Annotated in this window: 24 protein-coding genes and 3 pseudogenes; 16 read left to right on the top strand and 11 right to left on the bottom strand. The window is 55.6% G+C overall.

The window, feature by feature from the left end; all coding sequences use genetic code 11:
- Window positions 1–81: 81 nt before the first annotated feature.
- Window positions 82–252: pseudogene (locus tag A3466_RS23915) on the bottom strand (hypothetical protein).
- Between the two features lie 132 nt (window positions 253–384).
- Here A3466_RS23915 and A3466_RS16520 point away from each other — a divergent pair.
- Window positions 385–1,425 carry an AI-2E family transporter gene (locus tag A3466_RS16520; RefSeq protein ID WP_063451487.1) on the top strand — a complete coding sequence of 347 codons (1,041 nt, stop codon included), beginning with the start codon at window positions 385–387 and terminating at the stop codon, window positions 1,423–1,425.
- Here the strand turns inward: A3466_RS16520 and A3466_RS16525 are convergent.
- Together A3466_RS16525 and A3466_RS16530 are read right to left on the bottom strand one after the other, a co-directional pair.
- Window positions 1,422–2,369, bottom strand: coding sequence for a zinc-dependent alcohol dehydrogenase family protein (locus A3466_RS16525; protein ID WP_063451488.1), 948 nt, complete (start codon window positions 2,367–2,369; stop codon window positions 1,422–1,424). The genes A3466_RS16520 and A3466_RS16525 overlap by 4 nt on opposite strands.
- On the bottom strand, window positions 2,362–3,396 hold the full coding sequence (locus A3466_RS16530; RefSeq protein WP_063451489.1) for an LLM class flavin-dependent oxidoreductase: 1,035 nt from the start codon (window positions 3,394–3,396) through the stop codon (window positions 2,362–2,364). Before A3466_RS16530 ends, A3466_RS16525 begins: the two co-directional genes overlap by 8 nt.
- Before the next feature lie 192 nt (window positions 3,397–3,588).
- On the opposite strand from A3466_RS16530, the gene A3466_RS16535 reads away from it, so the two are divergent.
- Both A3466_RS16535 and yajD read left to right on the top strand, forming a co-directional pair.
- The gene (locus A3466_RS16535; protein ID WP_063451490.1) at window positions 3,589–4,482 is read left to right on the top strand and encodes a PhzF family phenazine biosynthesis protein; all 894 of its coding nucleotides are present in this window, start codon (window positions 3,589–3,591) and stop codon (window positions 4,480–4,482) included.
- 76 nt (window positions 4,483–4,558) lie between these two features.
- On the top strand, window positions 4,559–4,906 hold the full coding sequence (yajD, locus tag A3466_RS16540; RefSeq protein WP_063451491.1) for an HNH nuclease YajD: 348 nt from the start codon (window positions 4,559–4,561) through the stop codon (window positions 4,904–4,906).
- A 56-nt stretch (window positions 4,907–4,962) separates the two neighbouring features.
- Here yajD and A3466_RS16545 read toward each other — a convergent pair whose 3' ends face one another.
- A complete protein-coding gene (locus A3466_RS16545) occupies window positions 4,963–5,409 on the bottom strand; it encodes a hypothetical protein (protein ID WP_063451492.1) in 447 nt (148 codons plus the stop codon).
- Window positions 5,410–5,651: 242 nt separating this feature from the next.
- On the opposite strand from A3466_RS16545, the gene A3466_RS16550 reads away from it, so the two are divergent.
- The 7 genes from A3466_RS16550 (at window position 5,652) to pqqF (ending at window position 12,304) form a co-directional block, all read left to right on the top strand.
- Complete coding sequence (locus A3466_RS16550; RefSeq protein WP_063451493.1) at window positions 5,652–6,671, top strand: dipeptidase; 1,020 nt, start codon at window positions 5,652–5,654, stop codon at window positions 6,669–6,671.
- A 138-nt stretch (window positions 6,672–6,809) separates the two neighbouring features.
- Window positions 6,810–6,881 carry a pyrroloquinoline quinone precursor peptide PqqA gene (pqqA, locus tag A3466_RS22510; RefSeq protein WP_002905689.1) on the top strand — a complete coding sequence of 24 codons (72 nt, stop codon included), beginning with the start codon at window positions 6,810–6,812 and terminating at the stop codon, window positions 6,879–6,881.
- 55 nt (window positions 6,882–6,936) lie between these two features.
- Window positions 6,937–7,854, top strand: coding sequence for a pyrroloquinoline quinone biosynthesis protein PqqB (gene pqqB, locus A3466_RS16555; RefSeq protein WP_063451494.1), 918 nt, complete (start codon window positions 6,937–6,939; stop codon window positions 7,852–7,854).
- 2 nt (window positions 7,855–7,856) lie between these two features.
- Window positions 7,857–8,612, top strand: a complete 756-nt coding sequence (pqqC, locus tag A3466_RS16560) for a pyrroloquinoline-quinone synthase PqqC (protein WP_063451495.1) — start codon at window positions 7,857–7,859, stop codon at window positions 8,610–8,612.
- Between the two features lie 2 nt (window positions 8,613–8,614).
- On the top strand, window positions 8,615–8,893 hold the full coding sequence (gene pqqD / locus A3466_RS16565; RefSeq protein ID WP_063451496.1) for a pyrroloquinoline quinone biosynthesis peptide chaperone PqqD: 279 nt from the start codon (window positions 8,615–8,617) through the stop codon (window positions 8,891–8,893).
- A complete protein-coding gene (gene pqqE, locus A3466_RS16570) occupies window positions 8,880–10,022 on the top strand; it encodes a pyrroloquinoline quinone biosynthesis protein PqqE (protein ID WP_063451497.1) in 1,143 nt (380 codons plus the stop codon). The genes pqqD and pqqE overlap by 14 nt, the downstream gene beginning before the upstream one ends.
- A 5-nt stretch (window positions 10,023–10,027) precedes the next feature.
- On the top strand, window positions 10,028–12,304 hold the full coding sequence (gene pqqF / locus A3466_RS16575; RefSeq protein WP_063451498.1) for a pyrroloquinoline quinone biosynthesis protein PqqF: 2,277 nt from the start codon (window positions 10,028–10,030) through the stop codon (window positions 12,302–12,304).
- A gap of 87 nt (window positions 12,305–12,391) precedes the next feature.
- On the opposite strand, the gene A3466_RS16580 is transcribed toward pqqF, so the two are convergent.
- Window positions 12,392–14,821 (bottom strand): glucose/quinate/shikimate family membrane-bound PQQ-dependent dehydrogenase, encoded by a 2,430-nt coding sequence (locus A3466_RS16580; RefSeq protein WP_063451499.1) that lies wholly within the window; start codon window positions 14,819–14,821, stop codon window positions 12,392–12,394.
- 622 nt (window positions 14,822–15,443) lie between these two features.
- Here A3466_RS16580 and A3466_RS16585 point away from each other — a divergent pair.
- Window positions 15,444–15,644: a hypothetical protein gene (locus tag A3466_RS16585; RefSeq protein ID WP_063451500.1), complete on the top strand. Its 201-nt coding sequence runs from the start codon at window positions 15,444–15,446 to the stop codon at window positions 15,642–15,644.
- Between the two features lie 46 nt (window positions 15,645–15,690).
- On the opposite strand, the gene A3466_RS16590 is transcribed toward A3466_RS16585, so the two are convergent.
- Window positions 15,691–16,557: an aldo/keto reductase family oxidoreductase gene (locus tag A3466_RS16590; RefSeq protein WP_063451501.1), complete on the bottom strand. Its 867-nt coding sequence runs from the start codon at window positions 16,555–16,557 to the stop codon at window positions 15,691–15,693.
- Window positions 16,558–16,701: 144 nt separating this feature from the next.
- Here A3466_RS16590 and tcp point away from each other — a divergent pair, with 144 nt between their 5' ends.
- Window positions 16,702–18,363: a methyl-accepting chemotaxis citrate transducer gene (gene tcp, locus A3466_RS16595; protein ID WP_063451502.1), complete on the top strand. Its 1,662-nt coding sequence runs from the start codon at window positions 16,702–16,704 to the stop codon at window positions 18,361–18,363.
- A 36-nt stretch (window positions 18,364–18,399) separates the two neighbouring features.
- Here tcp and smrA read toward each other — a convergent pair whose 3' ends face one another.
- Window positions 18,400–18,963 (bottom strand): DNA endonuclease SmrA, encoded by a 564-nt coding sequence (gene smrA / locus A3466_RS16600; protein ID WP_063451503.1) that lies wholly within the window; start codon window positions 18,961–18,963, stop codon window positions 18,400–18,402.
- A gap of 351 nt (window positions 18,964–19,314) precedes the next feature.
- A pseudogene (locus A3466_RS16605) lies at window positions 19,315–19,815 on the bottom strand (LysR substrate-binding domain-containing protein); the annotation flags it as partial.
- On the opposite strand from A3466_RS16605, the pseudogene A3466_RS22515 reads away from it, so the two are divergent.
- From A3466_RS22515 to uspE, 4 genes and pseudogenes are all read left to right on the top strand, one after another.
- Window positions 19,812–19,985, top strand: a pseudogene (locus A3466_RS22515) (AbgT family transporter); the annotation flags it as partial. The pseudogenes A3466_RS16605 and A3466_RS22515 sit on opposite strands and share 4 nt — an antisense overlap.
- Before the next feature lie 9 nt (window positions 19,986–19,994).
- Window positions 19,995–20,510 carry a methylated-DNA--[protein]-cysteine S-methyltransferase gene (ogt, locus tag A3466_RS16610; protein WP_063451504.1) on the top strand — a complete coding sequence of 172 codons (516 nt, stop codon included), beginning with the start codon at window positions 19,995–19,997 and terminating at the stop codon, window positions 20,508–20,510.
- 183 nt (window positions 20,511–20,693) lie between these two features.
- Window positions 20,694–21,446, top strand: a complete 753-nt coding sequence (gene fnr, locus A3466_RS16615) for a fumarate/nitrate reduction transcriptional regulator Fnr (RefSeq protein WP_000611906.1) — start codon at window positions 20,694–20,696, stop codon at window positions 21,444–21,446.
- A 138-nt stretch (window positions 21,447–21,584) separates the two neighbouring features.
- Complete coding sequence (gene uspE / locus A3466_RS16620; protein WP_003857535.1) at window positions 21,585–22,535, top strand: universal stress protein UspE; 951 nt, start codon at window positions 21,585–21,587, stop codon at window positions 22,533–22,535.
- Window positions 22,536–22,575: 40 nt separating this feature from the next.
- Here the strand turns inward: uspE and A3466_RS16625 are convergent, their stop codons facing one another.
- The 3 genes from A3466_RS16625 to pntA all read right to left on the bottom strand — a co-directional run bounded on the left by A3466_RS16625 (window position 22,576) and on the right by pntA (window position 26,721).
- Window positions 22,576–23,685 (bottom strand): mechanosensitive ion channel family protein, encoded by a 1,110-nt coding sequence (locus tag A3466_RS16625; protein ID WP_063451505.1) that lies wholly within the window; start codon window positions 23,683–23,685, stop codon window positions 22,576–22,578.
- Between the two features lie 107 nt (window positions 23,686–23,792).
- Window positions 23,793–25,181 (bottom strand): Re/Si-specific NAD(P)(+) transhydrogenase subunit beta, encoded by a 1,389-nt coding sequence (gene pntB, locus A3466_RS16630; protein WP_063451506.1) that lies wholly within the window; start codon window positions 25,179–25,181, stop codon window positions 23,793–23,795.
- Between the two features lie 10 nt (window positions 25,182–25,191).
- Window positions 25,192–26,721 (bottom strand): Re/Si-specific NAD(P)(+) transhydrogenase subunit alpha, encoded by a 1,530-nt coding sequence (gene pntA / locus A3466_RS16635; protein WP_063451507.1) that lies wholly within the window; start codon window positions 26,719–26,721, stop codon window positions 25,192–25,194.
- Window positions 26,722–26,810 lie beyond the last annotated feature (89 nt).

Below are 26,810 nucleotides of genomic sequence, written 5' to 3' on the forward strand. Positions count from 1 at the left end.
TCGCTGCGGACAGCAAACCAAAAAATTGGGAATTAAATCAATTAGCTAAGCGCATAGCGCCAGCTCAGGCAGAAGACGTGACTATAGCGCGGAGCGCCAGTGTTGTTCACCGGAAAGCATGCAGAGGGAGGTTGAAAACAGAGCAGTGTTGTTTGAAAAATACGTCCTGAACAAATTGTCCATAAAATTACAATTATCCGCGGTGTTGCTTCTCGTCTTTGCGGATGAAAATTGTCCTCAGTAGTTGAACACGCCTGATTTGTATCATAAGCCAGGACTTTACTCAAAGCCTTTTCATTTCTTTACCCAGTCTGTTTGATTTTGGTTAGTTTTTTTAATCCGCTTTCCCCTCTATTATAAATAAAAAACTTTTCAGGAACGTCCATGGCCAAACCCATTATCACCCTCAACGGGCTTAAGATAGTCATCATGCTGGGCATGCTGGTGATCATTTTGACCGGCGTTCGTTTTGCGGCCGATATCATCGTGCCCTTTATCCTGGCGCTTTTTATCGCGGTGATCCTCAACCCGCTGGTGCAGCGGATGGTGCGGATGCGCATACCGCGCGTGCTGGCGATCAGCCTGCTTATCAGTATTATTATCGTTGCGATGGTGCTGTTAGTTGCCTATCTGGGAACGTCCCTGAACGAGCTGGCGCGAACCCTACCGACATACCGTTCTTCCCTGGCGACCCCGCTGCTGCAAATTGAACCCTGGCTGCAACGCGCCGGCATCGAAGTTTCGGTTGAGGAGTTGCTTAAATACATCGATCCGAATGCTGCCATGACGATTGTCACCAGCCTGCTGGCACAGCTTTCCAACGCCATGACCTCCATTTTCCTGCTGTTCCTGACGGTCGTATTTATGCTGCTGGAAGTCCCTCAACTGCCTGCAAAGCTACAGCACATCATGGTGCGTCCGGTGGAAGGAATGGGCGCCATTCAGCGCGCGCTCGACAGCGTTTCACGCTATCTGGTTCTGAAAACGGCTATCAGTCTGGTGACGGGATTCGTGGTCTGGGGGATGCTCGCCGCGCTGGACGTGCGTTTCGCCTTTGTCTGGGGGCTGCTGGCCTTTGCCCTTAACTACATTCCTAACATCGGCTCCGTGCTGGCGGCGATCCCCCCTATCCTTCAGGTGCTGGTTTTCAGCGGTTTATATGATGCGCTGATTCTGCTGGCAGGCTATTTGGTGATTAACCTTGTCTTCGGGAACATTCTTGAGCCACGCATAATGGGACGCGGGCTGGGGCTTTCAACCCTCGTTGTGTTCCTGTCCCTGATCTTCTGGGGCTGGCTGCTCGGGCCTGTCGGCATGCTGCTCTCCGTTCCGCTGACGATTATTGTGAAAATTGGCCTGGAGCAGACCGCCGGTGGACAAAGTATCGCTGTACTGCTGAGCGACATGAGCCATAAGGCCGATTAATCCTTCATCGACAGCACGGGCTTGCGCGTTCTACCCGCTTCGCGATAGTTGCCCAATGCCCGCTGCCATTCCGACAGAGGGTAAAGGGTGACATCGCTGCACTGGCTGGCCCGCAATTTCGGCCAGATGCGCTGAAACTCCGCCTGCCACGCCTCCGCGCTGAGCGCGTCCAGGTAGTTACGAATGTGAAACCACGCCACGCGCGGCAGCGCCCGCTGCTGGCGGAACGTCTGACCGGAGAGCAGCCCGTAGCAGACAAACGTGCCGCTTTCAGGCATCACGCTCAGGATTGTCTCCGCCAGGCTGCCGCCCGTGGCGTCGTACACCACGTCTGCGCACGCGGCGGCAGCGTTGACTGCGGCCATATCATGTTGCGCAATGGGGACGATCCCTAATTCGGCCAAACGTTGAGCGTGAACGGGCGAGCGGTGGATCCCATAAACCGCCTCTGCACCCGCCTGACGTGCCCATTGCCCGAGCAGAACGGCACAGTCAGAACCGGCGGCGGTGAGCAGCACCGTTTTCCCGGCCGGAGGATAGCGGTCCAGCATCATCTGTGCAGCGAGCGGATTGATATACGCCCGCGCGGCAAGAAGCGAGTCGACGTCGTCCGGAACAGGAACCACGTACCCTGCCGGGCAATCGACATAACGCTGCCACGTCCCCTTACCGCGTAACGGCAGCACCCGCTTGCCCAGCAGCGCCGGGTAAGCGGCGGGCGTTTCGGTTACTATCCCGACCCCTTCATAACCGGCTATCGCAGGCAGCGCCGTGCGATGGCGATACGCCCCGGTTATGGGGATAAGATCGGAGGCGTTCACGGGCGAAAAAAGCATGCGCACACGTATCTCTCCCGGCTGGCGCGGCGACAAAGGCGCGGTTTCCGGTTGCAGTACCGATTCAGGCTCACCAAACCGGCGATACCAGAGGGTCAGATTACGCATTACGATCGCGCCATCCCATTTCCGGTGCGACATGTTTCAGTATGGACTCGATGACATGCGCGTTGTATGCCACGCCCAGCTGATTCGGCACGGTAAGCAATAGCGTATCCGCTTCAGCGATCGCTTCATCCTTTTTGAGCTGTTCAATCAGCTTGTCTGGCTCTGCGGCGTAACTGCGTCCGAAAATTGCCCGCGTTTTCTCATCCAGATAGCCAACGCTGTCGCTCTCGTTGCGGCCTGAACCGAAATACATCCGGTCGCGATCGTCCATCAGGGCAAAAATACTGCGGCTGACCGAAACGCGCGGCTGGCGAGTATGCCCAGCCTCTGCCCAGGCCTGTCGGTAGGCACGGATCTGTTTTGCCTGCTGAATATGAAACGGCTCGCCGGTTTCATCGTCTTTTAGTGTTGAGCTTTGCAGGTTCATCCCCAGTTTTGCCGCCCATACTGCCGTTGCATTGGAGCCAGCGCCCCACCAGATACGATCGCGTAAGCCTTCTGAATGCGGCTCCAGACGCAACAATCCCGGCGGGTTGGGGAACATCGGCTGTGGGTTAGGCTTCGCAAACCCTTCACCGCGTAATACATCAAGCAGTACTTCGGTGTGGCGGCGCGCCATATCAGATTCGTTTTCCCCTTCCTGCGGCACGTAACCAAAATAACGCCAGCCATCAATCACCTGCTCCGGAGAGCCCCGGCTGATACCCAGCTGTAATCGCCCGCCGGAGATGAGATCTGCCGCGCCAGCATCTTCCGCCATATACAGCGGATTCTCGTACCGCATGTCGATCACGCCCGTACCGATTTCGATACGTTTGGTTTTTGCGCCTATCGCAGCCAGCAAGGGGAACGGCGAACTGAGCTGGCGGGCAAAATGGTGCACGCGGAAATAAGCGCCGTCCGCGCCCAGCTCTTCAGCGGCGACCGCCAGATCGATGGACTGTAGCAGCGCGTCAGCCGCGGTCTGCGTGCCGGACTGAGAAGACGGCGTCCAGTGACCAAACGACAAAAATCCAATCTTTTTCATAGTGAGGTATCCTGACAAAGCATTGCGTTACCCCTACTCTACGCATTCGCGGATGAGAATAAATGGTGATTATTTAACGGAATGCTTCAAATAAACTGACAGAAGCCATCAAGTTTCAATCTATTCTACACTGGTTATCTGTCTGATTTAGCGCTATTACTGTAAGCCATTTCCCGCCAGGCAGAACAAATAATGAAAAGACGCTATGTCGTTGCAGATGTTTTTACGAATACGCCGTTTCTCGGTAACCCGGTCGCCGTTGTCCTTGATGCTGAGGGTATGAGCAGTAAACAGATGCAGCAGGTTGCCGTTGAATTTGGCTACAGCGAAACGACATTTGTGCTGCCGCCAGAAAATCTCTCCAGTACGGCACGTGTGCGGATATTCACCCCCTCGCGCGAAATACCTTTCGCCGGGCACCCTAACATCGGAACCGCCTTTGTGCTGGCGCATCACGCCATAGAAAACGGGCAGACATTACCCGACACCTTGCGCTTCGAAGAAATCGCGGGGATGGTGCCGGTGCGGCTGTTAAAACAGAACGACACGGTGACGGGAGCTGAGCTGTTAGTTCCTGAAGCGCTTTCCTGCCACTCTGAAGTCAGCGCAGAGCAGGTTGCTGCCTGCCTTTCCTTAAGCCCGGACGATATACGCAGGGACGTGCATAATCCTGTTGTTGCCTCGGTGGGTCTGCCCTTTTTGATCGTAGAGCTGGTCTCCCGCGATGCGCTTCGTCGATGTGTGCCCAATTTACAAGGTTTCCGCGCGATTCTGCCCCTTGACGGCGCAGTCTCTGTCTATACGTATACTTCAGACAGGGCTTCAGATGAGTCCTCCGATCTTCAGGCACGTATGTTTACTCCACGAATGACGGAAGATCCGGCAACCGGCAGTGCAACCGCAGCAACTACGGCGTTGCTGGCCCTGCATCATAATCAAACCACGCTTTCACTGAAGATCAGCCAGGGCGTTGATATGGGGCGGAAAAGCATGTTGTTTTCGGACTACGATGCATCGTCAGGAAAGGCTGTGGTTCGGGTCGGTGGTGAATGTGTTATTACGCTTGAGGGAACATTTACGCTTTGACGAAGAGACGCGTTCCCCTTCCGTTCTCTTATGGGATATATTGACGCTATATTATTTTTAACAGGTAACAACAGTAATGGCTCTGATCCCCAAAAACTACGCACGGCTGGAAAGCGGCTACCGTGAAAAAGCGCTGAAAATTTACCCGTGGGTCTGCGGACGCTGCTCGCGAGAGTTTGTCTATTCGAATCTTCGTGAACTCACGGTTCACCATATCGATCACGATCACACCAATAACCCGGAAGACGGCAGTAACTGGGAGCTGTTGTGCCTGTTTTGCCACGACCACGAACACTCAAAGTACACCGAAGCGGACCAGTATGGCACCACCGTTGTCGCGGGTGAGGATGCGCAAAAAGACGTGGGTGTCGCCACGTTTAACCCTTTTGCCGATCTCAAGGCGATGATGAACAAGAAGAATTAATATCGACGATTTTACTGCCCATACCTGCCGTATGGGCAGTCGGTGATCTATTCAAGTCACAGGTTGAATAATGAGACGGCCTTAATATCCGCTTCAGGATTCACGCGTTTTACTGCCTCTAAAAACGCAGCGAAGTTTTGATTAAACACCGTCAGATTATTATAAAACTGCACCTGCTTTTCACCGGTTCCCTCAAGATAGCTCACAGACCAGATCCGCCTGTTATTCACCACTATCGAGCCCGGCTTAATTTTTACGATAGCCGCCAGTTCAATTTTATGGGTGCCGCTCTTTCTGACCTCGTATAAATACTGCTCATCAAAAAAATAGGTTTTAGCTGACGATCCGCCAAACCAGAAAGGATGGGTAGAGATTTTTTTCATTCCCCGGCCGTCGGCAACAATACGCGTTGGATGCCGGATACGCCTGACGAAAAAGCGCATCAGCATAATCAGCGCCGCAAAAGACAGAACCATGAAAAGTATATTAATGCTCTCGCGCATATTTCGTTACCTGCCACGCATTACTCTACGTGGCGGAGTATAACTCAGGGAACGTATGCAGGGTAATGGCAGCTGAAACGGGAAATGCTTTTGCCTCGACACGCAAGACGATGTGCCGTTCGCCATACCGTTAAGTGATATTAACAATTGCTGCTAAGTTGTAAATTTCTCCTTGCCGGACCGGACAAATCGGTTATCGTGCCAGGCAACTTTTTCGGCAATACAAGACAGTGGGATGCGCTATGGCGATTTTTGATGGTCACAATGACCTGTTGCTTAACTTATGGCTTCACCATCGCCAGGATCCGGTAACGGCCTTCTTTTCCGGTATTGAGAACGGACATCTCGATTATCCCCGCATGCAGCAAGGCGGATTTTCCGGCGGGCTGTTCGCACTGTTCGTGCCGCCGCAGGCGTATATCGCCCGCATGGCGCCGCAATACGCCAGCGAGCCGTGGGAGCCGGTCGACATTCTCTGGCAGCAGTTGACGATCCTTAAGCAGCTTATCGCCCACTCCGCAGGCCGGGCGCGGTTGTGCCTGAGCGCGGCGGATATCGAACGCTGCCGTCAGGATAAGGTGCTGGCAATGGTGGCGCATATTGAGGGCGCGGGCGGTTTTGATGGCGAGGGAGACGATCTACAGGCCTTTTATGCCGCAGGCGTACGCAGCATTGGGCCTTTCTGGAACATTGCTAACCGTTTCGGCACCGGCGTTAACGGGGCGTTTCCCGGCAGCCCGGACAGCGGCCCAGGACTCACCGCGGAGGGGATCGCCCTCATCAGGCAGGCTAACGCCCTGAACATGGTGATTGACGTCTCGCATATGAATGAAAAAGCGTTCTGGGATACCGCTCGTCATTCCTCTTCACCGCTTATCGCCACCCATTCCAACGCCCATGTGCTGTGCCCGCAACCGCGCAATCTGACCGATCGGCAGCTGCTGGCTATCCGCAACAGCGGCGGCGTGGTGGGCGTTAATTTCGGCAATGCCTTTTTGCGTGCCGACGGTAAACGCGATAGCGATACTCCGCTGAGCACAATCGTTCGCCATATCGACTATCTTATTAACATCATGGGTGACGATCACGTCGCGCTCGGCTCCGATTTTGACGGCATTACGTTGCCGGATGATTTGCACGATGTGAGTGGTTTACCGCGGCTGATCAGCGCGTTGCGCGACAGCGGCTATGATCAATTTGTGCTGAATAAACTGCTGTGGGGCAACTGGCAAAGGGTATTGCAAAATGTTTGGCAACAATAGGTTGCGTTGTAAACATTACGTTAATTCCTTACATATTTTGGGTTGAGCTTTGCCCCCCTGTAGCGCATTATTTGATGACCATCACAAAACTGGCACAAACGATGGCGTGAGTGCTGTATTTTTAAAGAGGAAAAAACGATGTGGAAGAAACCTGCTTTTATTGATTTACGTCTTGGCCTGGAAGTGACGCTGTACATCTCCAACCGCTAATCACTCAGCCCGCCATCCGTGCGGGCATTTTCGTTTTACTACCTGGCCTATCTTCATGTTTATTAAAGTCCTCGGTTCCGCCGCCGGCGGCGGTTTCCCACAGTGGAACTGTAACTGTGCCAACTGTCAGGGTTTGCGCAACGGTACTCTTCAGGCGACCCCTCGCACCCAATCGTCGATCATCGTCAGCGATAACGGCAAAGAGTGGGTGCTGTGTAACGCCTCGCCCGATATCAGCCAGCAGATTGCCCACACGCCAGAACTGAACAAGAAAGAGGTTCTGCGCGGCACGCATATTGGCGGCATTATTCTCACCGACAGCCAGATTGACCACACCACCGGGCTGCTCAGCCTGCGCGAGGGCTGCCCGCATCAGGTATGGTGTACGCCCGAGGTGCATGAAGATCTTACCAGCGGTTTCCCGATTTTTACCATGCTACGGCACTGGAACGGCGGCCTGATTCATCATCCGATCGCCCCGCTCACCGCCTTTAGCGTGGAAGCCTGCCCTGATTTGCAGTTTACCGCTGTCCCCATCGCCAGTAACGCACCGCCCTATTCACCGTGGCGCGACCGCCCGCTGCCGGGACATAACGTGGCACTGTTTATCGAAAACCGCCGCAACGGTCAGACGCTGTTCTACGCGCCGGGTCTCGGTGAACCCGATGACGCCATTCTGCCGTGGCTTAAAAAAGCGGACTGTCTGCTGATTGACGGCACCGTCTGGCAGGACGATGAGCTTCAGGCCGCCGGCGTCGGGCGCAATACCGGCCGCGACATGGGCCATCTGGCGCTCGGCGATGAACACGGCATGATGGCGCTGCTGGCCTCACTGCCGGCAAAGCGCAAGATTCTGATTCATATTAATAACACTAACCCGATCCTTAACGAGCAATCGCCGCAGCGTCACGCCCTCACGCAGCAGGGAATAGAAGTGAGCTGGGACGGGATGACCATCACGCTTCAGGACTAACTATGCACATTCGCGAAACGCTCTCGCCGCAAGAGTTTGAACACGCCCTTCGGGCGAAAGGCGCCTTTTATCATATTCACCATCCGTACCATATTGCGATGCATAACGGCGAGGCCAGCCGCGAGCAAATCCAGGGCTGGGTGGCGAACCGTTTTTACTATCAGACGACGATCCCGCTGAAGGACGCGGCAATTATGGCGAACTGCCCGGATCCGCACACGCGTCGCAAATGGGTGCAGCGGATCCTCGATCACGATGGTAGCAGCGGTCATGACGGCGGTATCGAAGCCTGGCTCCAGTTGGGCGAGGCCGTGGGGCTTAGCCGCGATGAGTTAATCAGCGAACGCCACGTGCTGCCCGGCGTCCGTTTCGCCGTCGACGCTTACGTTAACTTCGCCCGCCGCGCCAACTGGCAGGAGGCGGCATGCAGCTCGCTAACCGAGCTGTTTGCCCCGCAAATTCATCAGTCGCGTCTCGACAGCTGGCCACAGCACTATCCGTGGATCAAAGAGGAAGGCTATTTCTATTTCCGCAGCCGCCTCAGCCAGGCCAGCCGCGACGTTGAACACGGTCTGGAGCTGGCGAAGAGTTACTGTGATAGCGCGGAAAAGCAGAACAGGATGCTGGAGATCCTTCAGTTTAAACTCGATATCCTGTGGTCAATGCTCGACGCGATGACCATGGCCTACGCGCTACAGCGTCCGCCTTATCACACGGTCACCGACAAAGCGGCCTGGCACACAACCCGACTGGTATAAGCATGCAAAAGAACTCAATTGTCGCCTTTCGTCGCGGCTATCGCCTGCAATGGGAAGCCGCACAGGACAGCCATGTGATCCTCTATCCGGAAGGCATGGCTAAACTCAATGACACCGCGGCCGCCATCCTCGAACTGGTCGATGGCCAACGCGATGCGGCAGCCATTATTGCCGTACTCAACGAACGCTTCCCGGAAGCCGGCGGCGTGGATGACGACGTCGTTGAATTCCTGCAAATCGCTTATCAACAGAAGTGGATTATTTTCCGTGAGCCAGAATAAAACCGCCGTCAATCCACCGCTGTGGCTGCTGGCGGAGCTGACCTATCGCTGTCCGCTACAGTGTCCTTACTGCTCTAACCCGCTGGACTTCGCCCGGCAGGACCAGGAGCTCACCACAGAACAGTGGATCGACGTTTTCCGCCAGGCGCGGGCGATGGGCAGCGTGCAGATAGGCTTTTCCGGCGGCGAACCGTTGACGCGTAAAGACCTGCCGGAGCTGATTCGTGCCGCCCGCGATCTCGGTTTTTATACCAACCTGATCACCTCGGGAATTGGCCTGACGGAAAGCAAGCTCGACGCGTTCAGCGAGGCGGGTCTGGACCATATCCAGATTAGCTTCCAGGCCAGCGATGAAGTGCTTAACGCTGCGCTGGCGGGGAATAAGAAAGCCTTCCAGCAGAAGCTGGCGATGGCCAAAGCGGTTAAAGCACGCGATTACCCGATGGTGCTGAATTTCGTCCTGCACCGGCACAATATCGATCAGATAGATAAGATCATCGAACTGTGCATCGAGCTGGACGCCGATGACGTCGAACTTGCCACCTGCCAGTTCTACGGTTGGGCGTTCCTCAACCGTCAGGGGCTTCTGCCGACGCGGGAACAGATCGCCCGCGCTGAGCGCGTGGTCGCTGACTACCGGCAAAAAATGGCCGCCAGCGGCAATCTGACCAACCTGCTGTTCGTCACGCCCGATTATTACGAAGAGCGGCCAAAAGGCTGCATGGGCGGCTGGGGGTCGATTTTCCTCAGCGTAACCCCGGAAGGCACGGCGCTGCCCTGCCACAGCGCGCGCCAGCTGCCGGTGGAATTCCCCTCGGTGCTTGAGCAGAGCCTGGAGTCCATCTGGTATGACTCTTTCGGCTTCAACCGTTATCGCGGGTTTGACTGGATGCCGGAGCCGTGCCGCTCCTGCGATGAAAAAGAGAAAGACTTCGGCGGCTGCCGCTGCCAGGCCTTTATGCTTACCGGGAATGCTGATAACGCCGATCCGGTGTGCAGCAAATCGCCGCATCATCATAAAATTCTGGACGCGCGACGCGAAGCAGCCTGTAGCGATATGAAAATTGGTCAGCTTCAGTTCCGCAACCGAACCCGCTCTCAGCTTATCTATAAAACCCGGGAACTGTAGCGACAATGACCATCCGCATCGTTGAGCTGGCGGGCGGTTTACGCGCAACGCTGGTTCATCAGCCGCAGGCGGCGCGCGCGGCGGCGCTGGTGCGCGTGAGCGCCGGAAGCCATCATGAGCCACCGCGCTTCGCCGGCCTCGCGCATTTGCTTGAGCATCTGCTGTTCCGCGGTAGCGAGCGCTATCAGGGCGACGATCGGCTCATGGCCTGGATCCAGCGTCAGGGCGGCAGCGTCAACGCCACCACGCTGGCTCGCCATAGCGCGTTTTTCTTCGACGTTGCCGCCGATAACCTGTCCGACGGCGTCGCACGACTGCGGGATATGGTGCAGGCGCCGCTGCTTTCCCGGCAGGACATCCAGCGCGAAGTGGCGGTCATTGATGCGGAAAACAGGCTCATCCAGCAGCATGATGCCGCCCGGCGCGAAGCCGCGGCGCGCCACGCGATGGAACAACCGGGGGTTTTTCGCCGTTTTCAGGTGGGTAGCCATGATTCTCTGGGGCAAGTCACGGGATCGCTGCACGCCGCGTTGCGCGACTTTCATCGCCGCTATTATGTGGCCGGACACCTGCAATTGTGGCTACAGGGACCGCAAACGCTGGATGCGTTAACCGAGCTTGCCCATACGTTTGCGACAGGTTTTGCTTCAGGTGGCGTGCCTGAAGCCGCACCCCCGTTACGCCTTAGCGCTGAAGCAAATTATCAGCTGGCAGTGACGGAGCGACCCGCGCTGTGGCGCTGTCCATTAATCCGAAAAAGTGACAACGTCACTTTACTTCGGGAATTCTTGCTGGACGAGGCCCCCGGAAGCCTGATTGACGGGCTGCGGGCGCGCGGGCTGGCAGAAGAGGTATCGCTGGACTGGCTTTATCAGGATGACGATTACGGCTGGCTGGCGCTAACGCTTGACGGCGAACGGCCCGAGGCCATAGACGCGCATATCACGCGCTGGCTGCGGGCCCTACAGCAAACGACCCAAGAGCAACAGCGGCATTATTATCGGCTGGCACAGCAACGCTTTAGCGCCCTGTTGCCCCTTGACCAGCTTCGCCAGCGGGCGTTTGGTTTTGCGCCCGGCGCGGCGCCGGTTGATTTTTCCGCCTTCTGTGCCGACTTACTGGCGGCGCCCACCTCATATCTGGCCTGTAAAAAAATGGAAGCCGCCGGGACAATTTCCAGCCAGGGATTTGCCCTGCCGCTTAGCCACTGGCGTCGCCAGCCGGTTGCGGATGAAAGCCCCATCGCGTTTTCCTTCTACCCACGTGCTACCCAATATTGTGCGCCAGCCCTGACGCCAGAAGCCGTTCCGCTGCTGCATTTATCGGTGCAGGCACAAGCGCCGACGCTGATCCTCCGCAGGCCTTTTTATTCGCGTGTAAGCGAGTCACAGGGGGTGGCGACAGGTAAACAATTACGCCCTCTTCTGGCTGAACTGCGCCATATCGGCGGCAGCGGCGAGTGGCAAACGGTTGAGGGTAGCTGGCAGCTAACCCTGCGGCTGCCTGACGCAGTGGTGACGGCGGAACCCATCATCAGGGCGATTGCCGATCGCCTCTCCCGCCCCATACCGGCTGTTACGCCAGCGCCAGATGGCATTGCGATCCGTCAGCTGCTGAAGCAATTGCCTGAACGGCTGGCATCGGAACCGCCACGGGATGGCTGGCTGGCGGCGTTAGCTGGCGGCAGCGCCGAACACGCGCACGGTATAGCCCGGCAGCTTGGCCTGCTCCGGTCGCCGGTTAACGCTAAGTGGTCGCCGTTTAGCGATTGTCAGTGCGGGATCGAACGTATCCCGCACGCCAGCGCGGACTCGGCGCTGCTGGTGTTTATTCCGCTGCCGCCGGGCGCTTCGCTCGCCGCGCTGCGGCTGCTGGCGCTATGCTGCGAACCACAATTTTTCCAGCGCCTGCGCGTGGAACAGCAAATTGGCTACGTGGTCAGCTGTCGTTATCAGCGTATTGCCGATCGCGATGGCCTGCTGCTGGCCCTACAGTCGCCTGACCGTTCTCCCGTGGAACTGCTGGGCTGCTGTAAACGCTTTTTGCGCGAGCTGACGCCGTGCGATGAATCCGGGTTCAGCCTATTGCGACGGCAGCTGGCGACGCAGATCCGGTCACCGAGGGATGCCAGCGCCACGGCAGTGGCCGCCCTGCGCCAGCGCTATGGTTTGTCGGTGTTAACCCCGCAGGCTATCGATGCCCTGCAACATGATGAGATCATCGCGCTGTGGCGCGAAATGACTCGCCGTCGCCGCCGCTGGCGGGTGCTTTTCGCTGGCTGACCGGAACCGCCGCTTTCCCGGTATGCGTGATTTTTAGCCATAAAAAAAGCCCCGTACTAAGACGGGGCCTGGCTGCTTATTTCGCTGTTACTTATCCAGCGCGTAGGCAATCACGTAGTCACCACGATCCGGCGACTGGCGTGCACCGCCGGCAGAAATCAGAATGTACTGTTTGCCGGTTTTCGGTGATACATAGCTAATAGGACCGCCCTGGCTACCCACCGGGAGACGCGCTTTCCACACTTCTTCCCCCGTAGAGGAATCAAAGGCACGCAGGTAGTAATCCTGGGTTCCGGCAATAAAGACCAGACCGCCCTGAGTGGCGAGCGTACCGCCCAGCGTCGGCATACCGACAGGCATTGGCATGCGCATTTTTACCCCAAACGGACCGGTATCCTGAACGGTACCGACCGGCACCTGCCAGACGATTTTCTGCGTTTTCAGGTCAATGGCGGACAGGGTGCCAAACGGGGGTTTCTGGCACGGAATGCCCAGCGGTGACATGAAGCGGTTTTTGTTGACCGAGTATGGCGTCCCTTTCATAGGAACGGCGCCCATTCCGGCGTTCACGGCTTCACCGCCGGTGTTTGCCACCGCGCTTTGCGGATCTTGCTTAATCAGCTGAACCCACAGACCCAGACGCATGTCGTTGACGAAAATGTACTGGTTGTTCGGATCCGTGGACAGACTACCCCAGTTCATTCCTCCCAGCGAGCCCGGGAAACTCAGGGAAATATCGGTGCCCGGCATCGTGTACAGACCGTCGTAACGCATCGACTTGAAGCTGATACGACAGGCCAGCTGGTCAAACGGCGTCGCTCCCCACATATCAGACTCTTTCAGGGTCTCCGCGCCAATCTGCGGCATGCCCACGGAACGTGGCTGCGTTGCGGGATACTGCTCACGCGGAATATCCGCTGGTTTTACCGGAACCTCTTTCACTTCGGTGAGCGGTTTACCGGTCAGGCGATCGAGAACGTAAATCTGCCCCGCCTTGGTGCCCACCACGACCGCTGGCTTGTTGCCTTCTTTGGTTGGGAAATCAACCAGGCTCGGCTGCATCGGAATGTCGAAATCCCAGAGGTCGTTATGCACGGTCTGGTATACCCACTTCTCTTTCCCGGTTGTCGCATCCAGCGCCAGGATTGAGGTGGCGTACTTGTGGTCTTCCGGAATACGGTCTGCGCCCCACAGGTCAACAGAGGAACTTCCCATCGGGATAAACACGGTATTCATCGACGCATCCCAGGACATAGGGGCCCAGGAGTTTGCGGAGCTACGTTTGTAGTGTTCGCCCGGCTTCAGAACGTAGTTCGGATCCGGATTACGCGGATCGAACGCCCAGCGCAGCTGGCCGGTGATCACGTCATAGCCGCGCAGCACGCCGCCCGGCATATCGGTGCTTACGTTATCCGCGACGCGCCCGCCTACCACGACCGTGGTGCCCGCCAGGGTTGGAGCCGACGTCAACACGTAGGTGGGATCTGACACATCGCCCATCCCTTCATGCAGGTTAACGCTGCCGTTAGTGCCGAAGTCCGGACAGAATTTGCCGTTATCGGCGTCTAACGCGATCAGCTTACCGTCAATGGTATTCATCAGAATACGACGCTGGCATGCTGCGCCCGGTGCGACCTGCGCAGGCAGAACCGGCGTGGAGCCGGCTACCGTTGGCTGCACCAGCGGTTTGGTGGCATCGAAGTACGCCAGACCACGGCAGCGCATCCAGATGGCAGACTTGGCGTTGATTTCCGCTTTCCAGATCTCTTTACCGCTGTCGGCATCCACGGCGATCACGTTGTTATGCGGCGTACACAGGAAGACACGATCGCCTACCTGTAGCGGCGTTTGCTGATCTTCTGCGCCATTGCCATCCGGGCTTAGCGGAATATCACCGGTATGGTAGGTCCAGACCGGTTTCAGATCTTTCACGTTGTCACGGGTTATCTGGTCCAGCGCCACAAAGCGACTGCCACCAGCCGTATTACCGTAGTGATCCCAGTTCTGCTGTTTCGCCTCGTCTTTTACCGGCACCAGCGGGCGCTTGTCGCCGCTAAACGGCACGGTCGGATGGGGTTGAAACATCTGAACAAACGTGACGCCCATGCCGAAAATAAGGACTGCACAGACCCCCATCGCCCCTTTCGTGGAGGACGATTTTCCTTCACGCTTGCGCAGTGCAGGCCAGCTGGCTGCTGCCAGCACCATCAGCCCGGCGGGTACCATCAAACGGGAAACCAGCGGCCAGAAGTCGAGTCCGGCATCATAAAATGCCCAAATCAGGGTGCCAAGAAACACCAGGGCAAACAGCCCCACGGCGGAAGACTTGCGGCGGAAGAACTGGATTGCAGAGAGCAGCGTGACAATCCCGGCAATGAGAAAGTACCAGCTCCCCCCCAGGGTAACCAGTTTAAAACCGCCGATGGCAAAGAACAGCCCTGTCACAAGAAGTACCACACCCACCAGCAGGCACCACAGGCCTAACCAGCCGAACGGGCGGGGATTATTGTCTGACATAAAAATGAATCTCCTGATTTCTTTATATAAAGCAGGGTCTTATTAACTGCCACGATGCTAAAACCCTGCACAACGCTAATTGTTCGTATGCGAAGCATAAATTAAAAAGAGAACGTAGACAAAAGCAATTACGTGGTAAGAAAAGAAAACCAGCGCAATTGTATGGATTTAGCAACGTAAAATAAGTGAATATCGCTAACCCTACCACCACCGCTGGAATATTTGACCACCCAGACATCACTTAAAGGATGAATATCAGGATTTCCCGGCAAGACCGTTCTTATAACGTCAGATTTTTACAGTTGAGCCTTCAGACAATAGATTTAATTATGCAATACCCATTAATAAGCAGAGTGATTAACCTGAATTAAGTTTCAGGCAGAAATTATTCATGAGTGTGTTAAACATTCAGTCATTAACAGAACTGTAAATGATATTTTCTGCATAAATACGGATTCAAAGCGTGGATAACGCAGACACTACATCAACACTTCATTAAGACTTAATGACATAACAATACAAAATCATAATCACTGAGTCATCACTATTCGTTGACTTTATATTGAGACTAACGCATATTTTACAGCACAAATTAGCAAGACAATTTTGGAGGACGTTTTCTATGCCAGCCCGTGATTATCCCGATAAGCGTGTCGCTCGCGGTTTAGCAAAGGAGGCCGATCTCAGGATGTTAAGCGCCCGCATCGATCCCGCGCTGATGGAGTACATCCGCATCACTGCGTATGAAACACGGAAAAGTAAGCAGGAAATCGTGGCGGAAGCGTTAGCGCTTCACCGTGAACAAAGTCAGATTGGATCGTAAACAACAAAAGCCCGAAAGATCCTCCGGGCTTCCGTTGCCGTCGGGATTACTTCACCAGCGAATTTAACGTCTCCAGCGCCTCAGGCGGTAACACCAGATCGGCTGCCCCCAGGTTTTGATGCAGATGTGCCACCGAAGAGGTTCCCGGGATCAGGAGGATATTTGGCGAGCGTTGCAGCAGCCATGCCAGCGCCACCTGCATCGGCGTCGCACCCAGTGAATCCGCCACCGCCTGTAGCCCGGAAGATTGCAGAGGCGTGAAGCCCCCCAGCGGGAAGAACGGCACCCAGGCAATCCCCTGCTCCGCCAGCGAATCGACCAGCGCATCGTCACCACGATTCACCACGTTGTACATGTTCTGCACGCACACCACGGAAACCATCTTCTGCGCCTCAGCAACCTGTGAAGCAGTGACGTTGCTGAGCCCTATATGGCGAACCAGCCCCTGCTGTTGCAGCTCCGCGAGGGTGCTCAGCGGCTCGGCAATCGATCCCTCCGCCGGCCCGTGGGCGCTAAACATGATCCGCAGGTTAACCACGTCCAGCACATCCCGCTTCAGGTTACGCAGGTTGTCATGCACCGCCTGCGTCAGCTCCTGCGCGGAAAACGCCGGTAGCCAGGAGGCATCTTCACCGCGTCGGGCACCGATCTTGGTCACAATCGTGAGGTCGTCCCGGTATGGATGAAGCGCCTCGCAGATAAGCTGGTTGGTGACATGGGGGCCGTAAAAATCGCTGGTATCGATGTGATTCACGCCCGCCGCCACCGCTTCACGCAGCACCGCCAGCGCGGCATTTTTGTCTTTTGGCGGACCAAAAACCCCCGGTCCGGCAAGCTGCATTGCACCATAACCAAACCGTTTAACCGTACGCGTTCCGAGCGTGAACGTGCCGCTTTTATCAATGCTGCTCATGCTGACCTTCCTCATAAAAATGATCCGGATTTACAACAGGTTCCGCAACGAAACCATTAGTTAAGCAATAGTAAAATTAAAGTTTAAATTCGCTACGACGATAGTATTGATGTAACCCTGCCTCTTCTCTTACGGACGACCGCTATGCTGAAAAATCTGCACGTGATTACCGGTATTCTCTTTGCCCTCACCATATTCTGTCTGCTGCAAGTTGTCACGGGAGGGTTGTTCTACTCTGCCGTTAACAACGATCGTCATAACTTTCAGAACTCCGGGTTGCTCAATGCCCAACAGGAGAGCCTGAGCGACAGCGTTAACACGCTGGTTAAAACGCGCGTCACCGTCACCCGCGTGGCGATCCGCTACCTGAAAAACCAGCGAGACCCGGCCTCTCTCGCGGCGATCAACACGCTGCTGGGTACCGCGAACGGTTCGCTGACCAAAGCCGAAAGCTATTATAAAAACTGGCAGGAGACACCGCAGGTTGACGGTCAGGATCCCGCCCTTACCGAAGAGATGCAGAAGGCCTGGCAGCACATGCACGAGGTGATGCGCTTATCCATTGCATATCTACGCGCCGATAACTATCAGGCCTATGGAGACCTGGACGCCCAGCAGGCGCAGGATGAGATGGAGGCGGTCTATACCCGCTGGCGCGCCGAAAACAACGTTCTGCTGAAAGCCGCCGCCGACGAGAACCAGAGCAGCTTTACCCAGATGCAGTGGACGCTGGCGGCGATTTTCCTGACCGTTATCATCGTGCTGGTGGTGATCTGGCAGGGTTTACAGCACCTGCTATTGAGACCACTCAACGCCATCATGAACCATATTCGCACCATCGCGAGCGGCGATCTGACGCAAAACGTCGATATTTCCGGGCGCAACGAAATGGGCCAGCTGGCCGCCGGCCTGCACGAGATGCAGCAGTCGCTGGTGAGCACCGTCAGCGCCGTGCGCGGCAGCACGGATTCGATCTACACGGGCGCAGGGGAAATTGCCGCCGGGAGCAATGACCTTTCCGCCCGCACCGAGCAGCAGGCCGCCTCGCTGGAAGAGACCGCCGCCAGCATGGAAGAGCTGACGGCCACCGTCAAACAGAATTCGGATAATGCCCGTCAGGCGACGCTGCTGGCGAAGAATGCGTCTGAAACCGCCGCTCGCGGCGGTCAGGTCGTGGATAACGTGGTGCGTACCATGAATGACATCGCCGACAGTTCACAGCAAATTGCCCATATCACCGGCGTTATCGATAGCATTGCCTTCCAGACCAACATTCTGGCGCTTAACGCCGCGGTTGAAGCCGCGCGTGCCGGGGAACAAGGTCGCGGCTTTGCGGTTGTGGCAGGTGAAGTACGGACGCTGGCCAGCCGCAGCGCGCAGGCGGCGAAAGAGATCAATGGGCTTATTGAGAGCTCCGTCAGCCGGGTGAACACCGGCTCTGAACAGGTGAGCGAGGCGGGTGCGACCATGAAGGAGATCGTCGCGGCCGTGACGCGCGTAACCGATATTATGGGGGAAATCTCGTCTGCGTCAGACGAGCAGAGCCGCGGTATTGAACAGGTCAGCCTGGCGGTCTCGCAAATGGACAGCGTTACGCAGCAAAACGCCGCGCTGGTACAGGAGTCGGCAACGGCAGCCGCCGCGCTGGAAGATCAGTCAGAACAGCTGCGCCAGGCCGTGGCGGCGTTCAGGCTGAATGATCAGGGTTCTCCGGCATCCCGTCCTGAAAATCTGAAAGCGCCCGCACTGCTGCGCCCGTCAACGGCAGGCACAAATACCTCCGACACAAACTGGGAAACCTTCTGAGTGACGGGCGGGCGAGTCTATCGCCCGCCTGGCTGATTAGCGGCTACGCTTGGCGTGACGCTCCCAGTTATCTCGCTTCGCTTCCTCAGACTTACGCAACGAGACATAGCAGGCTCCACTGCCGCCGTGATACGGCTGCGCTTCGCAAAAGGCCTGGACTTCGTCAAACTCGGTCAGCCAGCGCGCAAGATAGCTGCGCACTACGTTAGGGTGCGATTGCTGCTCACGCCCTTTACCGTGCACGATGATCAGGTTGCGCAGCCCGTCACGTCCGGCCTGGCGAATAAAGGAATACACCTGCTGGCGGCATTGCTCGGCTGGCTGGCGTAACAGCGTTAAGCTGGCCTGACGGGAATATTTGCCAGAACGCAGCTTATCAAATACTCCCTGCTGTACCCCTTCGCGCTGGAACATCAGCGGCTCTTCAAGGGGCAGCAGTTCAAGAAACCCCAGTGTCAGAAAGTTATCGAGCTGCTCGGTATCCATTTCCTGACGCACCCGCGTATTGCGGCTCTGCTGCCAGTGAATATCCGTGCAGCGTTTGAGCGGCTGGACATCCTCCATGGCGTCAAGGAAAAGTGATTTGTCGTCAGGGTTCATGGAAATCCTCCGGCTACATCTGAGTAAGTACTATACCTGCGCCCGTTGCGGGTCTCAATCACTCCGGCAATGGTTCAAATAAGGGTCCAGGAAGCGGAGTAATGACAGCGGCTATTAAAGTTAATCCAACCTTAACTTAAACTTCAGCCTTCATTAATTTAAACGTTTACGTTAAAAAATCGTGAAATAAATCACTTAGCGTTCTTCTCTTTTAAGAAAAAGCTGTTATAACTTAATAAACCTGCCCAATGGATAATGCATGTAGGGTCCGCGAAAGGATGCACGACTGTGTGTACTGTGGAGTCTGTTTGATGTCGGGCAGACTCTATTTTTTTATTATTTTTATCATTATTAATTTAATTTTCCAGCTTCCCTTCTGAACTGCGTTATTAACGATTCGGCGAGCGGCGTCTGGCGAGAATCGCGTCGCTGAATTAAATAGTATGCTGCTTTAGGAAGAGACTCGACAACCGGCAGCATGACCAGACGGTGCGCCAGGAGCGGATCACAGCCCAACTCCTCCGGTAAAATACTGATAAAATCGCTTTGTGTAACAAGGCTAATACAGGAAGAAAAGGTCTCGCAGACCACACCAATTCGCGGTATTTGAGAACGGTGGATAAAGGTATCCTGCAACTGCTTATAATAACTTCCCCGGGGCGTTGGCATCGTCCAGTTATATTGCAGCAGCTCATTAATTGTGGTTACCCCTGTTGCCGGATGACCCGCCCGACAAAATACGGCAAAAGGTTTTTCGAAAAGTTTTTCAAACGTAAATTCATGATCGTACGGTCCCTGATAATAGGTGTTGATGGTGAAATCCAGTTCACCCTGTCCTAATTCATTCATCACTGTTTTTAGGCTTCCTGCAACGCTACAGACCGGAGGCTAAGCTGGGTACCTATTATTCGCTGGTCCTGCCCTATCCGCTTATCTTTTTAGGGGTATGGCTGGTGATGCTGGTGGCGTGGTATCTTGTCGGCCTGCCGATTGGACCGGGGGTTTACCCGAGGCTGAATTAAGGAGTATTGATGCTGAGATTACTCGAAGACAAGATTGCAACGCCGCTGGGGCCGCTGTGGGTTATCGCGGATGAAGCGTTCAATTTGCGCGCGGTGGAGTGGGAAGAGCACAGCGACCGGATGGTTGAGCTGCTCAATATCCATTATCGGGCCGAGGGTTACCAGCGCATCACCGCCCGCAATCCTGGCAAGCTGAGCGAGAAACTGGCGGCCTACTTCGAGGGCGATCTCAGCATTATTAATACTCTGCCAACCGCCACGGCGGGCACGCCTTTCCAGCGCGAGGTGTGGCAGGCGCTGCGTAATATTCCCTGCGGGCAGGTGATGCACTACGGTCAGCTGGCAGAGCAGCTTGGTCGTGCCGGTGCGGCGCGCGCAGTCGGTGCGGCAAATGGCTCTAACCCCGTCAGTATTGTGGTGCCTTGCCATCGCGTGATTGGACGTAACGGCACCCTGACCGGCTATGCCGGGGGCGTTCAGCGCAAAGAGTGGCTGCTGCGTCACGAAGGGTATTTTTTGTTGTAATTCCCAGGCTATTTGTGCCTATTTTTCTTCCCCTTAGGCTAATAATCCTTAATCAATCTGTGGAATTTCAAGGAGATGGCAATACGCTGCCGTCTCTTGCCTTTATTGAAGGATTGCCAGGCTTACGTCCTTACCAAAAAGATGTTAAAATTGACCAATATCAATTAAGGCTTGAGCAAACCTATGATCCCGGAAAAGCGAATTATACGACGCATTCAGTCTGGCGGTTGTGCTATCCATTGCCAGGATTGCAGCATCAGCCAGCTCTGTATCCCGTTTACCCTGAATGAGCATGAACTCGATCAGCTTGACAACATTATCGAGCGCAAAAAGCCTATTCAGAAAGGGCAGACGCTGTTTAAGGCGGGAGACGAACTGAAATCGCTCTATGCTATCCGTTCTGGCACCATCAAAAGCTACACCATTACCGAACAGGGCGACGAGCAGATCACCGGCTTCCATCTGGCAGGCGATTTAGTCGGCTTTGACGCCATCGGGAGTGGCCATCACCCGAGCTTTGCTCAGGCGCTGGAAACCTCTATGGTCTGCGAAATCCCGTTTGAAACGCTGGACGATCTGTCTGGTAAGATGCCGAACCTGCGCCAGCAGATGATGCGTCTGATGAGCGGTGAGATCAAAGGCGACCAGGATATGATCCTGCTGCTTTCCAAAAAGAATGCGGAAGAGCGTTTGGCCGCGTTTATCTACAACCTCTCCCGCCGTTTCGCGGAACGTGGATTCTCTCCGCGCGAGTTCCGTCTGACCATGACGCGTGGCGATATTGGTAACTATCTGGGCCTGACCGTGGAAACCATCAGTCGTCTGCTGGGTCGTTTCCAGAAGAGCGGAATGCTGGCGGTTAAAGGTAAGTACATCACCATCGAAAACGGTGAAGCGCTGGCGATACTAGCCGGTCACTCCCGCAACGTGGCATAACCCGCCCGGTTATCTGTTGCCAGGTCGATAAATTTTCCTCATTTATTGATCTGGCAAAAACTTCCCCCCTGTTTCATTCAAGATATATAGGTTACTCTTTTACTTACAGACTGTGGTGACAGTTGTAAGGAGACCTGTATGGCAAAGTATCAAAACATGCTGGTGGCTATCGATCCTAATCAGGACGATCAGCCAGCATTACGACGTGCTGTGTATTTACATCAACGGATTGGTGGCAAAATTAAAGCCTTTTTGCCGATTTATGACTTCTCATACGAGATGACCACCCTTCTGTCGCCTGACGAGCGTACCGCTATGCGTCAGGGAGTGATCAGCCAACGTACCGCGTGGATCCGCGAGCAGGCGAAATATTACCTGGAAGCGGGCGTACCTATCGATATTAAAGTGGTCTGGCACAACCGCCCTTTCGAAGCCATTATTCAGGAAGTGGTGGCCGGTGGGCACGACCTGCTGCTGAAAATGGCGCACCAGCACGACAAACTGGAATCCGTAATTTTCACGCCGACCGACTGGCACCTGCTGCGCAAATGCCCTTGCCCGGTATGGATGGTGAAAGATCAGCCGTGGCCTGAAGGCGGGAAAGCGGTCGTGGCGGTCAATCTGGCCAGCGAAGAGGATTATCATAATTCGCTGAACGAGAAGCTGGTGAAGGAGACCCTTCAGCTTGCCGACCAGGTTAACCACACCGAAGTCCATCTGGTGGGAGCGTATCCGGTTACGCCAATCAATATCGCCATCGAGTTGCCTGAATTTGACCCGAGCGTGTATAACGACGCGATTCGCGGTCAGCATCTGCTGGCAATGAAAGCATTGCGCCAGAAATTCAGCATTGATGAGAACATGACGCACGTAGAAAAAGGATTACCGGAGGAGGTTATTCCGGACCTGGCAGAGCATTTGCAGGCCGGGATTGTGGTGCTGGGCACCATTGGCCGCACCGGGATTTCTGCCGCGTTTCTGGGGAACACCGCCGAGCAGGTGATCGACCATCTGCGCTGCGACCTGCTGGTTATCAAGCCGGATCAGTATCAGACGCCGGTTGAACTGGACGATGAAGAAGACGATTGACCCAAAATGAAAGCCCGCCGGTAACGGCGGGCTTTTTTTATTACGCTTCGCTCAACCGCTGGTCGGGCGCCTCGTCGCCGGCGTCCATCCAGGGCGCGTGAAGAACCATGCTCGGCAGCGCCAGCTTGATCTCCTGCTTATTCAGCCCTTCCAGAATACGGATATTGATCTCCTGCTGAATATCCATGTACTTGTTGTAATCCGCCGTATTAACGATATGGACCACCTCGAAGGTCAGACGATCGCGATCGAAGCCCAGGAAATGGGCGCGGTCAAACTTCGTTTCCCCGACGTCGGTGATGATCTGTTTAACCATCTCACCCACAGAACGCAGTTTATCCGGCGCCGTGTCGCTGGCGACGCCGAAGGTAAAGACGATTCGGCGCGTTTGCATCCGCTTATAGTTATGCAGCGTCTGTTGCAGCAGGATGGCGTTCCCGCAGACAATCTGCTCCCCGCTCAGGCTGCGGATACGGGTGGTTTTCAGACCAATGTGCTCGACCGTGCCGGCGACATCGTTAAACACCACAAAATCGCCAATTTCGAACGGCTTATCAAAACCGATAGAGAGCGAGGCGAACACGTCGCTCAGGATCGTTTGCACCGCGAGGGCGATAGCAATCCCCCCTACCCCAAGGCTGGCAACCAGAGCAGTGATGTTGACGCCCGCGTTAGCAAGAATAGACAGCAGCATCACTGACCAGACAATGGCACGGAGGATGAGCCCCGTGATCACCAGCGTAACGGGGTTTTTATGGCTTCCAGGTGCCAGCATGACGTGATGAAGCCACGACACAACCCCCTGATCCATCCACAGCGCCACCTGAATGGCGAAGACCAGGAACCAGGCGTGGCTCACGGTGCCAAAGAGATGTTCCGGTAAGTCAACGAAGCGCAGGCTGAACAACATGGCCACGACAAAAAGCAGGAAGCGGCTGGTGCGGTTAAGCATATCCGAGAGGATAAAGCGCATCCGGTTGGTGGTGGGATGCTTATCGCCCCAGGTGGTGATGCCTTTCTTCACGAAGGCGATCAGGCGCGTCAGCAGCCAGTATACCAGCAGCGTCACAAAGACCACCGTGGCGACGCCAATCCAGAATGATGGCGTCATCATCAGCGCGATGATGTCGAAGCGGGACAGAAATTGCATTACACCTCCTCGTATTACACAAAGGGTAAAGTATAGACAGAGGAGAATGGCTGACCGCAGAATTAAGAAAACCGCCCCAGGGGGCGGTTTGTAAGGATGAAGCTAATTTAAAGCGATTTCAGAATCGCATCCACGCTGGCCTTGGCGTCGCCAAACAGCATGTGGGTGTTCTCTTTAAAGAACAGCGGGTTCTGCACGCCAGCGTAGCCGGTATTCATAGAGCGTTTGAAGACAATGACGTTCTGCGCCTTCCACACTTCCAGAACCGGCATGCCCGCAATCGGGCTGCGCGGATCGTCCTGCGCCGCCGGGTTAACGGTGTCGTTGGCGCCAATCACCAGCACGGTGTCGGTATCGGCGAAATCATCGTTGATCTCGTCCATTTCCAGCACGATGTCGTAAGGCACCTTCGCTTCCGCCAGCAGCACGTTCATGTGGCCTGGCAGACGCCCCGCCACCGGGTGAATACCAAAGCGCACCTTGATACCGCGCGCGCGCAGTTTTTCAGTGATTTCCGCCACCGGATATTGCGCCTGCGCCACCGCCATGCCGTAGCCGGGGGTGATGATGACGGAATGCGAGTTTTTCAGCATCTCAGCGGTGTCTTCTGCGCTGATTTCACGGTGCTCACCCACTTCCTCATCAGAACCGGTTGATGAACCGTCAGAGCCGAAGCCACCCGCGATAACGCTGATGAACGAACGGTTCATCGCCTTACACATGATGTAGGACAGGATCGCACCGGAAGAACCGACCAGCGCACCGGTGACAATCAGCAGGTCGTTGCTCAGCATGAAGCCTGCCGCCGCCGCTGCCCAACCGGAGTAGGAGTTCAGCATGGAAACGACCACCGGCATATCTGCCCCACCGATAGACGCCACCAGATGCCAGCCGAACGCCAGCGCGATAATGGTCATCACCAGTAACGCCAGCACCTGCAAGCCTACGCTTTCGGTGCGCACGAAGATCACCAGCAGTACAAAGGAAACGACCAGCGCCGCCAGGTTCAGCTTGTGGCGGTTAGGCAGCATCAGCGGCTTAGACGAGATCTTCCCGCGCAGCTTGCCGAACGCCACAATCGACCCGGTGAAGGTCACTGCACCGATGAAGATGCCGAGGAACACTTCGGTCAGGTGGATGTTAACCAGAATCGGCTCCAGGCCCGGTTCGTGGTAAAGGTAGCTGTTAAAGCCCACCAGCACCGCAGCCAGACCCACGAAGCTGTGCAGAATAGCAACCAGCTCCGGCATCTCGGTCATTTCAACGCGTTTCGCCAGTCGAATGCCAATCGCGCCGCCGATGATCATCGCCACCAGGATCCACGCCACATTGCCGGTGTCCGGCCCGAAGATGGTGGCAATCAGCGCAATCGCCATCCCGGCGATACCAAAGTTATTTCCCTGCTGAGACGTTTCGTGTTTGGAAAGTCCCGCCAGACTGAAAATAAACAGGATTGCAGCAACAATGTATGCGGCTGTGACTAATCCTCCAGACATATGCTACCCCTTAGCCTTTACGAAACATTTTCAGCATGCGCTGAGTCACGGTGAAACCACCGAAAATATTGATACTGGCGATCAGCACCGCAATAAAGCTCAGGAAGCTGATCCAGCCGCCGTGACCAATTTGCAGCAATGCCCCAACTACGATAATCCCGGAGATGGCATTGGTGACCGACATCAGCGGCGTATGCAGCGCATGGGAGACGTTCCATACAACGTAGTAACCAACCACGCAGGAGAGCGCGAAGACGGTGAAGTGGCCAAGGAATTCTTTTGGCGCGACGTCCGCCAGCCAGCCAAACAGGATAATGACCAGCGCCATGATGGCGTATTTGCGCCACGGTGACGCAGGTGTTGCTGGCTCAACGGGCTCTGGCGCCGCTTTCGGGGCAGCCTGAGGTTGAGCAGAAACCTGAATCGGCGGTGCAGGCCAGGTGATTTCACCTTCACGCACCACGGTCACGCCCCGCACCACTACATCATCAAAATCAACGGTGATGTTGCCGTCTTTCTCTTTGCAAAGCAGTTTCAGCAGGTTAACGAGGTTCGTGCCGTACAGTTGAGAGGACTGCGTTGGCAGACGCCCCGGCAGGTCGGTATAGCCGATCACCTTCACACCGTTCGCGGTCGTCGTCACCTGATTTGGCACGGTATACTCACAGTTACCGCCGTTTTGCGCCGCCAGATCGACAATCACACTGCCCGGCTGCATGGAGTCTACCATTTCACGGGTGATCAGCTTCGGTGCCGGTTTACCCGGAATAAGCGCGGTGGTGACAATAATGTCAACCTCCTTCGCCTGCGCTGCAAAAAGCGCCATTTCCGCTTTGATAAAGGCTTCAGACATTACCTTCGCGTAACCATCACCGCTGCCCGCTTCTTCCTTGAAGTCCAGCTCAAGGAACTCGGCGCCCATACTCTGCACCTGCTCCTTCACTTCCGGTCGGGTGTCAAACGCGCGGACGATAGCGCCCAGGCTGTTTGCCGCCCCGATAGCGGCAAGGCCTGCCACACCGGCACCAATCACCATCACTTTTGCGGGTGGTACTTTACCTGCCGCCGTAATTTGACCGGTAAAGAAGCGACCAAATTCATGAGCAGCTTCGACAATGGCGCGATAGCCGGCAATGTTCGCCATAGAGCTCAGCGCATCCAGAGACTGAGCGCGCGAAATACGCGGCACGGAGTCCATTGCCATCACGGTGACGCCGCGTGCCGCCAGCTTCTCCATCAGCTCCGGGTTTTGGGCTGGCCAGACAAAGCTCATTAGCGTAGTGCCCGCGTTCAGCAGTTCAATTTCACTCTCTTCCGGTGCATTGACCTTCAGAATAATGGGTGATTGCCAGACTTCAGCACCGTCCACGACGTCCGCGCCAGCCTGAATAAAGGCCTCGTCATCGAAACTCGCCAGTTTGCCCGCGCCGCTTTCAATCGCGACGGTAAAACCCAGTTTAAGCAGTTGCTCCACCGTTTTCGGTGTTGCCGCTACGCGGGTTTCATTGGCTAACCGTTCTTTTGGTACCCCAATACGCATAGTTTTCCCTTCCATCGGTTTTTGATGATGGTTTGTCGATAATTGCCCGCGGTTTGTATCAATTTTCGCCAGCGTGATAGCGGCGGAGA

The organism is Enterobacter genomosp. S (genome assembly GCF_001631805.1).
GTDB lineage: Bacteria > Pseudomonadota > Gammaproteobacteria > Enterobacterales > Enterobacteriaceae > Enterobacter > Enterobacter quasihormaechei.